Genomic DNA, 13,898 nt, shown 5'->3' on the forward strand with positions numbered 1-13,898 from the left:
TTTTTTTGATACTGGTTTTTTTAAGCATATGGACTATTACTTCTACGATAAGCAGGGCAATGTTAAGAAAATGATTACCTGTTGCGATGTTGGCTCTTCTCAAGCAGATACATGGAGAATGGTTTACGGGCACGGACTATCCGGGAAACCTGCCGTATCTGTACAATGCCAAAACAGGGAAAATTACCAAGAAGTTTCCCGACGCGGATCATCCATTCTACTTAGCCGAACGGACTACGAAAACGTTTGATCCGTACTACTTGCCCTATGGTGAAATGGTAAAAGACGCAAAAGGGAACGAATACTACAAGATGGGCATGCGAACTATTCACGGAAAAATACTGAGCAAGCCATTTTTCGATGAATATTTCGGGTATGGTGAAGGCTGGCATCGAGTAAAAATAAATGGACAGACGCATTTTATCAGCAATGAAGGCAAAATTATGCTGAAGTCTTCTCGTAACTATAAAGTTGAATCGAATATGCACAGTGGAGCATTTATTGTCTCAGGCAAGCTGGGGAACGAAGAATTTTATGTGCTGATGAATAAAAAGGGACTCATAGTTTCCAAAAAGTATGCGTTTATCCACCCGACATCCGATGGCCATTTTCTGGCTGTGACGAAAACCAACAAGCAATATACCTTTACTAAAATAAATGCAGCAGATAAAGTCGTCTCCCCTCAACAATATGTGCTAAATAAGCCAGAACAAATAAAAGAGCTCAAGCAGACGGGACAATTATTCCATACGGATACCCAGGTCATTGCGAACACAGCTAACAATCAAAGCTTCAACTTTCCACATCAATTGCTGATCACTCCTACGAATGAGACAGTCGCCATCGAGTACACCATCTCGGGAACCAAAAAGATTGGCGTGTATACGCATGACGGCAAGCTGATCTATGAGGAGATTATCAAATAAGTAGGTACCAGTGAGCCTGACTTCTCTTAAATTCTCATACTAACAAATAAAAGCACGACAATCTCCTGAAACAGGGGGATGGTCGTGCTTTTTCCTATTAAGTTCCTAGTACTCCTAAGTGATTATTCCAATCCAGCAGGCTTTTCCCTTCCATCTAACGGATACCAGCGAAGCACATCACGCGGAGGGCTTGCCAACCCTTCCTCCAACAAGACACACTTCCAAATTTCATCCCCCGGCCCATCGGTTGTATCGCCGTCATTGATAACAGGACCATTCTCGTATACATAGTTCGATATATTGCGCAAGAAACTCGCGACCTCATTCGGATCGTAGGCATCCCCATTAAATACCGCCTCATGATCGATCACATCCAACTGCTGCATGCCGACGGTATCCATCAAGAGCCATCCCTCTGGAAGATTGAACAACCGGACATTGGACCATAGCTCCAGCGGAAGGAGCTGGATTTGCTCATAACGTTGATTCAGCTCTTGCATCAGCTCGGCAGACGCGACGCACTCCCCATTCGGATTAAAAAAGCAAAGGGCTTCTGGCATTTTCAACAGCGACTCAGCGATGGCAGTGACCGTCATCAACTCCGGGAGCGCTTCATAATCTTCAGGCAGCACAGGAGCCTGATCGTCCGACTCCCCTAGCACGAAAGAAGAGCGAATACGGATAAACGCTCCGTGCTCAGATGCGGCTTGCCGCCCTTCGGGATATCCCCACGACTGCTGAGCTGCCCGCTCCAGGCTATTCGAGAACGTAAACGGTCCGAAAAAGCCCATCGACCAAGCGCCAAACAGCATCGTATCTTCTGCTGGGTCTCCCATTGCATCCGGCCAAGGCTTATCGACGACATCGACCTGAATATATCCGTTTACTTCTGGACGATACGGAATAAGCAAGCTAGGGCCGCTAAACACCCATTGGTCGAACGTTTCCATGATGTTCGCAATTTCGAATTGATTTTTGAGCATATCTGCTATTTTGTGAATCGGAACCGCCGTTGACAGCAAGACGGCAACTCCTTGAGAATACATACCTTTTGGCATATCGTCATCTTCTTTCCAATGTGGTTTTATGAGTCATGGCGTCCTTTATGTAACGGTAAAACCGATTGCTTGAAGCTCCTTCATCGCCATTTCCAGATCAACTTCTGGATTCAGCCCCATCATCATTTCTTTAGTGATGGAAGTATTCGTAAATACATGACCAACTACATCAAGTGGGACCTTCACCTCGTAGTAGGCCTCCGCCCACTCTACATAGTCTTCTGGATGATCATATATCATCCCAAGCAAAAAATCTGATCCGTCATCCAGCCCTTGCGGATTATGTACGTCTCCCGTTTTCCATACGTGATCGGTAGATTCTCGCCAAAGGCAAAATGTAACTTCCTCCTTGGTTAACGCTTCGTCATCGAGTCGATGAAGCAAGGCAGGAGGGATTTGCTCATAGATACCAGGCCAGACTTCGTATTCTTCCCTGGTATGTGGACTCATTTCCGATTCATGATCGAATCCTTTTACAATAACACCCTCAGGGGTGAACAGGATGTAAAGATCGTCGCCTGAACCGTTGCTAACGCTCGCGAATGTCGTGTTTTCATCCCATTGCGGATCGAACTGATATCTGCGCAGCCACTCCTCTTCACACAATACAATATCCAGTGCGCTCAGGATAAGCAGACGCTGTTTTAATACTTCGGGCTCCAAGAAAGGCTTAGGCCAAATGCTCATGTTAGATTCTCCTTTCATTCCCAAGATACTGTCAATAACCCGTCTAAATACATCATTGGTAGGTAGCCCCTACCATGAACCAATCGAGAGCTTCTGAAAATTCATGTGGAAGCTCTGACACCTGGAGAAAGGTACACATCTCGCTTACGATCCGTTCTCTGTTTTGCCCGTATTGCTCTGTAAGTCGAGCTAGCTGCTCCCAATCACTGAGCTCCTTTTGAAAGGCAGCTCGGTCCAATGGCCGACCATGCGATTCCACGAAAAGGATTGCTTCAGACTGGTACGCTTGCTTCAACAGGCGCAGAAAACAGGAGGCTGTATAACTGCGCGGTCCTCCATAGACAGAGGGACCCAAGGCATCCCCTAGGAACAGCGTTTGATCTTCTTTTACGAACACATAGCACGAATCTTCCGAATGATCACCTCCGACATGATTCACCTGACATGTCACGCCACCAAGGTCGATCGTGATCGATTCATCGAATAGGATATCCGGCTCGACTATTCGGATCAAGTCCCGGTTCATTCCGTACTCTTTTCTGATGTTCGCCATCGTGCTGGCATTGATGATCTTCTCCTTGCAGAGTTGTTCCATGACTTCATCCGACCATTCCAGCCCCATCAACTTACTCAATGAATGTGCGGTTTTTGCCTGCGCGATGGTAGGTAGATCCCATGTTGACATTCCAAATGTATGATCCCAGTGCCAATGAGTCAATATGAGCAGATCTGGAAGACGAACACCTAGCCTTTGCAACTCCTGACGAAACAACGCGGCATGCGCCGGTGAATTTCCAGCATCGATCAAGAGGGTTTTTCTTGCCCCCGTAATGGCTGCTAGGATCGGGCGATCTGTGTCATGACTTGCATGCATAATCAAGATATGTTCGGTAATCTGTTCGATCGTGGCCATTTCCTTCTCCCCTTTCCAAATACGCCAACAGAAATATTTTCCATGTTATCACACACCAGTACCTCCTCGCACAAACAAAAACGTCAGTGTTACCATGCGTTTTTGTAGATACCCCTGCGATACAAAAATCTCTGACAAAATCATCACTCCCCTCTTAGAAACAGAGAAAGAGATAACAGAAGAAATTCTTATGAACATCAGTCAAAAGAGGCAAAATGTAGTGCAGTCATCAAGCGTGCCAACAATGAACCTGAAAATGAAAAAGTCGTACGCGGTCCGCACGAGGGATTTATTGAAGACATCAATCTGAATCTACAGATGGTCCGCAAGCGAATTGCGAGCCGGCAGTTGGTCATTCGCTATTATAAACTTGGGACAGATACAAAAAGTCGCACAGCCTTAGTATACCTGCAAAATATTGCGAACCCTAAACTTATTCAGGAAGCTGATAAAAGGATTCGCTCCATTTCTGCTGACAATGTAGCATATTTAGGGATGGTAGATGAAAATTTGGAAAGCAAATCATATAGTCCTTTCCCTCAATTGCTTACTACTGAAAGGCCTGAGAGGGTGGTGAACAACTTGATGGAAGGGAGAGTAGCCTAAAAGCTCTTGAGGAAGCAAGGGATTGCTCTTTTTGACGGTGATCGTATGAGTGGCGAGTTAAATAAAGACGAGTCAATCTTATATTTGCTAATGCTAGGCAAAAAAGGGAAATCTACTGCTGGATTTACGCTGAAAGTAAACAACTCAAAGCAAGCTAAAGTGGCAGAGTACATATCAATCGATGTTAAAAGAGCAAAGAGTAAAATGGACATAATCGTTGGAGAAAATCGAAACATAACCGTACAACTTCGGGTAAATTTGCATGTTATTGCGTATGAGTACGCACAAGATCATCTACGAGAACAACGCATTTTGAGAGAAATAAATCAAAGGTTATCAAAGAAATTTACCCACCAAGCAAAAATTGTCCTCCAAAAAATGCAAAAAGCTAATCATGACGGACTGGGAGTGTAGATGTAAAGATTTCCGGTAGCGGGTTATTAGATTAATGCTTACGAGTCTGTATTGGCAGCTTTGTTGACGATAGCCCCGTTCTGTTTTACTTCATTTGGAGTCCAATGTCACAGGCATCGAAGATAAAATCCTCGCGAAGGCGTATCTACACGTTCCTGTTAAAATATAGTGTTTCGGGATTGGGAATGAGGTGAAAGAGGCAGCCGCTAAAAAACGGCTGCCATTCACTTATCTACTCGTGGATACCTTCCACATCGCCAAGCATTGCGCCAGCAATCGTCAGAAAATCTTCGAAACCGACTTCAAAGTGACCATAGCGGAAGTGATATCCCCAATTTCGATTCCCGCGCGTGAAGGTAAGCTGATCCAATAGAGAGGCAATCTTCACTTCGCGACACGGAATATAGCGGATATTCCGACGATATGGCACAAAGGATTCGGACATCGGATATTCGTAGATTTTGTCATCTACAACTTGTCCAATAGCGGTAAATGCTTGAAGCACTTCCCCCTTAGACAAGTCTGTTCGTGGAGAATAGTATATCAACCAATCACCGGGAGACATCCGACGCAACGGTGCCGACTTGCCATGGCAGAGCTGGGCGAATCCACCCAGCACCCCCCGTTTTACATGTGAAGCAGATACAACTCCAATCCAGTAGCGACTTTTCTGGATTGTTACCTTGATCGGCATCGTTCCTATCCCTTCCTTCTTTAAAATTTATACGTTTCTTGCTAATTACAACGTTTCGTCTTCAGAATAGATGACGATTGTGCATTTCAAGAACGTATAGTATTTGGCATAAATGTTCCTTCATATATCATCTCAACGTGACTATATAAAAACGTTACTGACAACAGTATGTCAGTAACGTTTTATCATTTTTCCAATGGTTTTAGTTCTACTCTCTCCAAATACAAAACCGAATTTATTAAAGATTATTACGATCACCTTGTAAATGGGAGAGGAATGAGCAAGCGATAATGTGTTTCAAGATAGCTACTGTCAAAAGAAAATAAAGTATTAGACACTAGTCAATATTACATCGAGAAAACTTGGATAAGATACCGAAAAGGATTTTATCCTCCATACTAGGAATTAGTATAAACAAATATTCGGATATTTAACTTCAAACATTCCAGGAAAGGCAGTGAATGAAATGGCCATACATACGTTTCAACCGCAACGGTATTACATCAATTTCGGCTCTTATGAACCGGCGCTGGTTATAAACGACGGCGACACGGTTATCACCTCTACCATCGATGCAAGAGGATGGGATCACATGGGAGAAAGCGTTGCCCCCAGAGGAAATCCGATGACGGGTCCCTTCTACGTGGAAGGCGCACAACCAGGTGATGTGTTGGAGGTTAAGCTGGAATCGATGACGCCAAACCGGGACTGGGGATGGACAGCCAATGTGCTTGCGCCTAACGTAGTCGATCCGCTGACAGCTACAACATTGCCCACTCTGGAAATCGTCCGCTGGCAGGTGGATGCTGCGCAGGGTATAGCGAGGTTAGAGCAGCCGACACCCGGTTTAGAATACCTGAACCTGCCGATTCGTCCGTTTCTCGGCTGTTTCGGTGTAGCCCCTTCCCGAGATCAGGCCATATCATCGGCGACAAGCGGCAATTACGGCGGGAATATGGACTACAAAGCGTTAGTTGCCGGTGTCTCTGTCTACTTTCCAGTGTTTGCGGAAGGCGCGCTTTTTCATCTTGGCGATGGACATGCGGTACAGGGATGCGGCGAAATTGTTGGCACGGGTATAGAAATATCGTTAGACGTCCGTTTTTCCGTCCGTGTGCATAAGGGCAAGACGATAAAATGGCCGAGGGTGGAGTCCGACACTCACTTGTCTTGCATCGGCAACGCCAGACCGCTCGAACAAGCGCTCCAGCACGCAACTACTGAAATGCTCTCCTTGCTAGTCGAAGACTATGGACTCTCGGTAAATGAAGCAAGCCTGCTGCTCGGCCAAGTCGTCGAATATGAGGTGGCCAACGTGTTCAATCCCGCTTACAGTGTCGTCTGTAAAATTCCAAAAGCCTATTTACCTGTTCGCAAATCCTAGCCCGCTCAAGGATTAAGAGAGGACGGATAGCCCCCTTCTTCCCATACCACCATATATGCAGTCCACATACGGCGGTAGTCATTGACAGAGGAATTGATATTGGAAGACTTAATTAGAGCCTCTATCATTTTTTCGAATGGAAAGTAATTGAATCTATTCCAATAACGCGTGGCTGGTTAAACTTAAATTGGAACGGATCAAAAAACAGCGAGTGCTGTTTCAGCACCCGCTATTTTTTATGGAACCATCCATGACAGTAAATTGGACTGTAAATACGTGATGATACCGATTATTACAACCAAGAATAAACTGTGTTTCACCGTAAAGCGGAATAAATCAGATTCTTTTCCGGCGAGTCCTACCGCAGCACAGGCAACGGCAATCGACTGCGGCGAAATCATTTTACCCGCTACCCCACCGCTCGTATTGGCTGCTAGGGCCAACACAGGTTCCATTCCCACTGATGTTGCTGTGACTTTTTGCAGGTTTCCAAACAGCAGGTTGGAAGAAGTATCTGAGCCAGTTATAAACACCCCTAACCAGCCAAGGAACGGAGAAAAGAACGGAAATAACGCCCCTGTGCCCGCCAACGCCATCCCCAGTGTGGTACTCATTCCGGAAGCGTTTGCAACATAGGCAAAACCGACAACAGTCGCAATCGTGAGCAGCGGAAATTTCAGCTCGATCAATGTCTCGCCAAAAGTGGCAAGCCAATCTTTCCAAGAGATGCTAACGATGAATTTGGTAACAATGGCAGCAAGCAATATCGCTGTTCCGGCTGCTACCAATACTTCTAATTTGAAAAGAGCAGCAATCGGTTTTCCATTCCCATCGATAATCAGATTATGCAGACCAGGGACCTCAGGCGTGAAGCTCAATGCTTTCCCAATCGGATTGAGCCAGTTAAATAAAAGGTTAGCCCCTTCATATTTGCCGACCAGCGCTTTTTTCACAGTCGGAATTCCCCAGATAGAGATAAAGGCGGTCAATACCAGGAAGGGAGACCATGCCTTGAAAACTTGTCCGGGTGTAAAGAGAGCTTTGCTGTTCTTGATAGCTTGTGCAGAGGCAGCTACTTCCGCGGTAGCTGCTTGTTCCCAGGGAAAACGGAAAATCGTTTTCGGTTTCCAAACCTTTAAGAACAAGGTTAACGCAACCAAAGAAACCAGTGCAGATAAAATGTCAGGTAGCTCCGGCCCCATAAAATTAGATGTCAAGTATTGTGTCAAGGAGAAAGAAATGCCGGAAACTAGGATCGCCGGAAGCACTTCAAGAGTCTTTTTAAATCCAGACATGATTACAACCAGATAGAAGGGAACAAAGACAGATAGGATAGGCAGCTGGCGGCCGACCATTTTGGATATTTCCATGGCTGGAACGCCAGTGGGACCTTCCATGGCGATAATCGGAATTCCAATAGCACCAAAAGCAACGGGTGCCGTATTGGCAATTAAGCAAAGACCCGCGGCATACAAAGGATGAAAACCCAAGCCGACAAGAAGCGCAGCAGAAATCGCTACAGGAGCGCCAAAACCGGCTGCCCCTTCAAGAAAGGCTCCAAAAGAAAAGGCGACAAGAAGTGCCTGCAGACGGCGGTCTTCCGTGATTGATAAGACAGAGCTGCGGATAATATCAAATTGCCCTGTTTTCACCGTGAGCTTGTACAAAAATACGGAGGAAATGATGATCCAACCGATGGGCAGAATACCATAAACGGCCCCTTGCACCGAAGACATTATCGCTATTCCCGCGGGCATGCGATACACCAATACAGCAACTAGGATCACCATCAGTAAAGTGGTCAGCCCTGCCATATAGCCCTTCATACGTTTGATCGCAAGCGCCCAGAAAAAATAAAGAATGGGAATAAGCGCAACAAGCGCAGAGATTACGAGACTCCCCCCAACCGGAGTAAAAACTTGCGTCCATGTCATGGTTTCCACCTCTTTTTTATTCTTTTTATTTGAAAGCGGTTTCGAAATTTTAAATGTAAAATGGCTTGATATCCCCCTTACGAACTTGTATTTACCAGACAGTCAAAGTGTCACCATCTGATATGGTCATCTGATGTCTTCTTTTCGACAGTTCTCATTATATGTACCCTGGTTTTTTTTGACAAGTATTTTTTGAATATTCGAAACTAGTTGTTTTAAAAGTTGAATTATGTACCCTTTCCCTCGTAACCTATGCCAAAAAGGATGCAGCCTTGACAAATAACTGACAATTCAGGTAGGATGAACTCATCAGATGACCCTAAGAAAGTAAAGGGTGAATGCAGAATGAAAGCGGTGCCACAATTCAAAGTACGCAAAACGTACGAAGAAGTATCTGACTATATCAAAGATCAAATTATCAATGGCGTTTACAAACCTGGAGATCGACTGCCTTCTCTTCGCGAATTCAGTGACCTTTTTGGAGTCGGTCAGTCAACCATGCGAGAGGCAATCAGTGCACTCAAAACGTTGGGTCTTGTGACCATTCGTCAGGGTGAAGGTACGTTTGTCACCCGCTTAAATCCAGAAGAGGTATTGTCTGGATTTGAACCGATTCAACCTGTCACGGAACAAGACATCATGTCACTCTTGGAGGTTCGGAAGATCATTGAGACGGGAATCGTTCAACTAGCCGCCGAGAGACGGTCTGATGAAGATTTGCAACGTATCGAGGATGCATTGAAGGAAATGGAAGCAGCAGTTTCAAATGGAGATTTAGGAGAAAAGGCCGACTGGAAATTTCATTACGAAATCGCCAAAGCATGCCATAACTCGGTTCTGGAATCAATCATGCAATCCATATCTGAGACCATGAGCAAGGCATTAAAAGCAAGCCGCGAAAAAATGTTTCAAACGAAAGGAAATCCGGAACGGCTCCTGGCTGAACACAAGGAAATTTTCAAGGCTATCGCTAACAAAAATTCCAAAAGAGCCGAAGAATCCATGCTCTACCACCTACTTGGCGTAGAAAAAGAAATGTTTGATTAAGATCAAGCATTTTCTTTTTTAAACAAGTCATCAGATGACATCATGATCATATATTTGGATGGATCATGATGGCTAATAAATTCGAAAGGAAGCTGGATGAATGAAAGTATCAATGTTTATTACCTGTCTATCGGATGCTTTTTATCCTGAAGTGGGCGAAGCAATGGCACGACTTCTGGCTAGATATGGCATCAAGCTGGATTTTCCCGAACGGCAAGTGTGTTGCGGCCAACCAGCTTTTAACAGCGGGTATTGGGATACCGCTAGAGAAGGAGCAAAAACAATTATTCATACATTCGCAGACAGCGATTTTGTGGTTGCTCCATCCGGTTCTTGTATCGGGATGATTCATCACCACTACCCTACTCTTTTTAAAGAAGATCCGAAATATCTGGCACTTGCTCATGATCTCATTGGTAAAAGCTATGAGTTCTCGCAGTTTCTTGTTCATGTGCTCGGGGTGACTGATATTGGTGCCCTCTTCCCCCACCGCGTCACCTATCACCCCTCCTGCCACGGTAGCCGTTTACTTGGCGTAAAAGACGAGCCTCATATTCTGCTCTCCCATGTAAAAGGTTTGGAGTTTGTGCCCCTTCCTTTCGCGGAGGATTGCTGCGGATTCGGAGGAACTTTTGCCATAAAGGTCTCCGACATCTCCGGTGCAATGGTTACAGAAAAAGCAGAACATGTGCTAGAAACCAATGCAGAGGTCCTGGTCGGCCTTGATATGGGCTGCCTAACAAATATCTCCGGGCGTTTGCACCATGAGGGACATCCGATTCGCGTAATGCATCTGGCAGAGCTATTGTATGAAGGAGTGAAAGGAGTATGAGCGCAAAAGCATCCTCAACCGCAACTTTAAATGAACGCGCACAAATTGCACTAAACGATAATTTTTTGCGAAATGCCGTAAAATTCACAACAGAAAAACTAAGAACAAACAAAGTTACAGCAACTGACGAGTTGGGCAACTGGGAAGAGTGGCGTGAACAAGGACGGCAAATCCGCCTGCATACAATTGCACATTTAGACTACTATCTGTCGCTGTTCGTAAATAATGTGCGCGCGTTAGGTGGGCATGTACATTTCGCCTCTGATGCCAAAGAAGCTATAGAAATCACAATGAATATCGTGAAAGAAAAACATACTCGATCCGTTGTCAAATCAAAATCGATGCTTTCTGAAGAAGTGCATATTAATCAAGTGTTTGAACAACACGGAATCGAAGTGGTAGAAACGGACTTGGGAGAATATATTATTCAACTCGCCGGTGAGACTCCCTCCCATATAATCATTCCCGCCATTCACAAAAACAAAGAGCAAGTAGCAGAGCTATTTTCAAACGTGGCTGAAAAGCGCTTACCAGCAGATACTGCTGTTCTGGCAGGCTTTGCCCGATCAAAGCTGCGGGAGAAATTCCTTGAAGCCGAGATTGGGATGACCGGATGCAACTTTGCTATCGCGGAAACAGGCTCCATCGCATTGTTTTCCAATGAAGGAAATGCCCGCATGGTAAGCACGGTTCCTAAAACACAGATCACCTTCATGGGCATGGAAAGAATCATTCCCTCTTTGGAAGACCTTGAAGTAATGGCTACCTTGCTGCCGCGTGCCGCTACAGGGCAAAAGCTGACGGTATACATGTCGTTGATAAATGGGCCTCGCCGCTCAGATGACTCCGACGGACCAGAGGAGTTACACGTAGTAATTATTGACAACGGCCGTTCAAAGCAGCTGGGAGATCCCGAATTTCAGGAGGTTTTAAACTGCATCCGCTGCGGAGCATGTCTAAATGCTTGCCCTGTCTATCGACATGTAGGCGGACATGCGTATGGTTGGGTGTACAGTGGTCCGATTGGCGCCGTACTGACTCCTCTCCTGCATGAAGACAAGGAATTGGCGAATGCATCCAGCCTATGTGGGGCCTGCTATGAAGCCTGTCCCGTTAAAATACCGCTGCATGATATGCTCGTCTACCAACGCAGACGAAATGTGGAAGAAGCTTTGACAAAGAAAGCGGAACAACTGGGAATGAAAGCCTTTAAATTTATTTCTTCCAACCACAGACTGTTCCGTCGAATTCTGCGAATCAGCCAACTGGGACAAAAGCCTTTTGTCAAAGGTGGAGTGATCACAGCCAAAATCGGACCTTTAAAGGGTTGGAATACCTATCGTTACGCACCAAAACTTGCCCAACACTCCTTCCGGGATACGTGGAAAGCGCTTGTCACTGAACTTCAGTTTGAATTGCAGGAAATGGGTCCGGAAATGAAAGATCGTCTAACCGACATCCTGAAAAAACGGGGGAACACACATGAGTCACAGTGAAAAAGAAGCACAATTCTTCAACACGATCGCAAATCGGTTAGGCAGAAACCGGATGACCACTCCTCCCCCACAACCCGTTCGCGGTGTTCCGGACTTTTGGAAAATGTACCATCTCAGCTCTGATGAAAGAATAGACCTATTTATTAAAAATTGGGAGATGCTTGGTGGTGTCGCTAAACGCTTTTCTTCTCCAGAAGCTCTTTGCTCATATATCGCTGAAGTAGTCCAAACCTTTGAAGCAAAACGAATCATTCACGAAGACCACGTCCTTTTTCAAAGCATGTACCAGGACAGCTCGTTCAATGGTGTAGAGATGACGATATGGCGGAAACAGGAAGAATCTGATTTGCTGAGTAAAGCGGCGCATGCTGATATTGGGATTTCTATTGCAGATTTTGCCATTGCCCATACTGGCACAGTCGTGATGACTTCGGCAGCGTCAAAAGGCCGCTCTCTCAGCTTGCTACCCACCATTTTTATGGCTGTCATTCGAACTGAAAATATCAAAACACGTATGGGTGAAGCTCTACAGGAAATCAACAAATGGAATGACGGCAAAATGCCTGCGGGCGTTCACTTTATTTCCGGTCCCAGCCGTTCCGCCGATATTGAGAACGACTTAACTATTGGCGTTCATGGTCCAGGAATTGTTCACGCACTTATCCTTGAAGAAGAGATCAAAGGATAAACGGAATCACATACGAATGTCCGATGGATTTCAACTGGCCACCATCGTCCGAACCACCAGAAGGGTGGGGGTTCGCCTCCCCCTTTTCTATCATGCTCCCATTAATCTCAAAGCTACTTTTCTGAATTAGAAGGTTTTCTCCGCCTTAGGAGTATCATAAAAGCTGTTGACGATTACCTGTAAATGGAATATCCAGTGCTTCTGTATATGGTACACCTCTTTTGGCGTGCGAGCTCTCCTCTCTCATCACGTTTGTTCCCAACAGCCAAGCGTTAACAAAGATATGAAAAGCATAGGTAGGATCAAATTAGAAAAAATTACGACTTCGGTTCCGTATTCATGAGGGATGAACCGCTCTTTTTTCTATAAGCCCTTGACTTTCACATTAGCGTGAACGTTTAGACTACATCCAGAAAGAGATCTCATTCGCTCAAGGAGGAACAAAAATGAACTACTACACAGGGAAAAAAGCAGTCGTAACTGGAGGAACACATGGTATGGGCTTGGCTGTGGCAAAAGCTTTGCTGACAGGCGGCGCCGAGGTCATCGTCTCTGGTCGTAATCCGAAAAATGCCGAGGAAGCAAAACGTGAGCTGGGCGAACGGGCACATGTTGTGGTGTCTGATGTATCGAGCATGAAGGATGTGCAAGCATTCGGGGACTATGTTGAAAAGCATTTTGGCAAGATCGATTTTCTCCATGTGAATGCAGGTACTTCTATTCTGGAACCGTTTTTGGAAGTCACTGAAGAGACCTACGATCGGATTTTTGAGGTAAATACGAAAGGGGCATTTTTCACCGTCCAGCGCTTGGCGCCGCTAATTCATGAAGGAGGTTCCATCGTATTTACATCTTCCGTAGCGGATGAAGGCGGCTACCCTGGCATGAGCGTATACAGTGCATCTAAAGCGGCATTGCGTTCCTTGGCCTCCGGGTTTGCGGTGGAGTTGCTAGACAAGGGTATTCGCGTCAATGTCGTGAGTCCCGGTTTCATTGATACGCCTTCCATGGGAGTTGCCGGTTTCACGGATGCAGAACGCGTTACCTTCCAGGAGCTTGGTGACAAGATTACACCCATGAAACGTCATGGTTCGTCAGAAGAAGTGGCGAAAGCGGTGCTTTTCCTCGCCTTTGACGCTACCTTTACGACTGGTGCGAGGCTAACTGTGGATGGTGGCATCGGGCAAAACTTGCATTCCTTGTAAAAAGACGGCCCCGG

General features: G+C 45.6%; 14 protein-coding genes. 9 read left to right on the forward strand and 5 right to left on the reverse strand.

Going from position 1 to position 13,898, the window contains the following annotated elements; genetic code table 11:
* Positions 1-86 precede the first annotated feature (86 nt).
* Positions 87-926: a hypothetical protein gene (locus FO446_RS15165; protein ID WP_229088069.1), complete on the forward strand. Its 840-nt coding sequence runs from the start codon at positions 87-89 to the stop codon at positions 924-926.
* Between the two features lie 122 nt (positions 927-1,048).
* Here FO446_RS15165 and FO446_RS15170 read toward each other — a convergent pair whose 3' ends face one another.
* The 3 genes from FO446_RS15170 to FO446_RS15180 are packed head-to-tail and all read right to left on the reverse strand — an operon-like array spanning position 1,049 to position 3,584.
* Entirely contained in the window at positions 1,049-1,984 is a 936-nt protein-coding gene (locus FO446_RS15170; protein ID WP_221868490.1) for a DUF4261 domain-containing protein, read from the reverse strand.
* 45 nt (positions 1,985-2,029) lie between these two features.
* Complete coding sequence (locus FO446_RS15175; RefSeq protein ID WP_221868491.1) at positions 2,030-2,671, reverse strand: hypothetical protein; 642 nt, start codon at positions 2,669-2,671, stop codon at positions 2,030-2,032.
* Between the two features lie 52 nt (positions 2,672-2,723).
* Entirely contained in the window at positions 2,724-3,584 is an 861-nt protein-coding gene (locus FO446_RS15180; RefSeq protein WP_237898417.1) for an MBL fold metallo-hydrolase, read from the reverse strand.
* Between the two features lie 228 nt (positions 3,585-3,812).
* Here FO446_RS15180 and FO446_RS29095 point away from each other — a divergent pair, with 228 nt between their 5' ends.
* Both FO446_RS29095 and FO446_RS15185 read left to right on the forward strand, forming a co-directional pair.
* Positions 3,813-4,190, forward strand: a complete 378-nt coding sequence (locus FO446_RS29095; protein ID WP_419466150.1) for a spore germination protein — start codon at positions 3,813-3,815, stop codon at positions 4,188-4,190.
* Between the two features lie 6 nt (positions 4,191-4,196).
* Complete coding sequence (locus FO446_RS15185; protein WP_237898418.1) at positions 4,197-4,604, forward strand: Ger(x)C family spore germination C-terminal domain-containing protein; 408 nt, start codon at positions 4,197-4,199, stop codon at positions 4,602-4,604.
* Between the two features lie 232 nt (positions 4,605-4,836).
* Here the strand turns inward: FO446_RS15185 and FO446_RS15190 are convergent, their stop codons facing one another.
* Positions 4,837-5,298, reverse strand: coding sequence for an EVE domain-containing protein (locus FO446_RS15190; RefSeq protein ID WP_237898419.1), 462 nt, complete (start codon positions 5,296-5,298; stop codon positions 4,837-4,839).
* Positions 5,299-5,764: 466 nt separating this feature from the next.
* On the opposite strand from FO446_RS15190, the gene FO446_RS15195 reads away from it, so the two are divergent.
* Positions 5,765-6,682 carry an acetamidase/formamidase family protein gene (locus FO446_RS15195; RefSeq protein ID WP_237898420.1) on the forward strand — a complete coding sequence of 306 codons (918 nt, stop codon included), beginning with the start codon at positions 5,765-5,767 and terminating at the stop codon, positions 6,680-6,682.
* A 236-nt stretch (positions 6,683-6,918) separates the two neighbouring features.
* Here the strand turns inward: FO446_RS15195 and FO446_RS15200 are convergent, their stop codons facing one another.
* On the reverse strand, positions 6,919-8,616 hold the full coding sequence (locus FO446_RS15200) for an L-lactate permease (protein ID WP_237898421.1): 1,698 nt from the start codon (positions 8,614-8,616) through the stop codon (positions 6,919-6,921).
* Between the two features lie 345 nt (positions 8,617-8,961).
* Between FO446_RS15200 and FO446_RS15205 the strand changes: the two genes are divergently transcribed.
* The 5 genes from FO446_RS15205 to FO446_RS15225 all read left to right on the forward strand — a co-directional run bounded on the left by FO446_RS15205 (position 8,962) and on the right by FO446_RS15225 (position 13,884).
* On the forward strand, positions 8,962-9,663 hold the full coding sequence (locus FO446_RS15205) for a FadR/GntR family transcriptional regulator (RefSeq protein ID WP_173607694.1): 702 nt from the start codon (positions 8,962-8,964) through the stop codon (positions 9,661-9,663).
* A 100-nt stretch (positions 9,664-9,763) separates the two neighbouring features.
* A complete protein-coding gene (locus tag FO446_RS15210; RefSeq protein ID WP_237898423.1) occupies positions 9,764-10,495 on the forward strand; it encodes a (Fe-S)-binding protein in 732 nt (243 codons plus the stop codon).
* Positions 10,492-11,991: a LutB/LldF family L-lactate oxidation iron-sulfur protein gene (locus FO446_RS15215; protein ID WP_237898424.1), complete on the forward strand. Its 1,500-nt coding sequence runs from the start codon at positions 10,492-10,494 to the stop codon at positions 11,989-11,991. The genes FO446_RS15210 and FO446_RS15215 overlap by 4 nt, the downstream gene beginning before the upstream one ends.
* Positions 11,978-12,679 (forward strand): LutC/YkgG family protein, encoded by a 702-nt coding sequence (locus tag FO446_RS15220; RefSeq protein WP_173607697.1) that lies wholly within the window; start codon positions 11,978-11,980, stop codon positions 12,677-12,679. The genes FO446_RS15215 and FO446_RS15220 overlap by 14 nt, the downstream gene beginning before the upstream one ends.
* A gap of 446 nt (positions 12,680-13,125) precedes the next feature.
* Entirely contained in the window at positions 13,126-13,884 is a 759-nt protein-coding gene (locus FO446_RS15225) for an SDR family oxidoreductase (RefSeq protein WP_173607698.1), read from the forward strand.
* Positions 13,885-13,898 lie beyond the last annotated feature (14 nt).

The sequence above is a fragment of the Brevibacillus brevis genome, assembly GCF_022026395.1.
Classification (GTDB): Bacteria; Bacillota; Bacilli; order Brevibacillales; family Brevibacillaceae; genus Brevibacillus.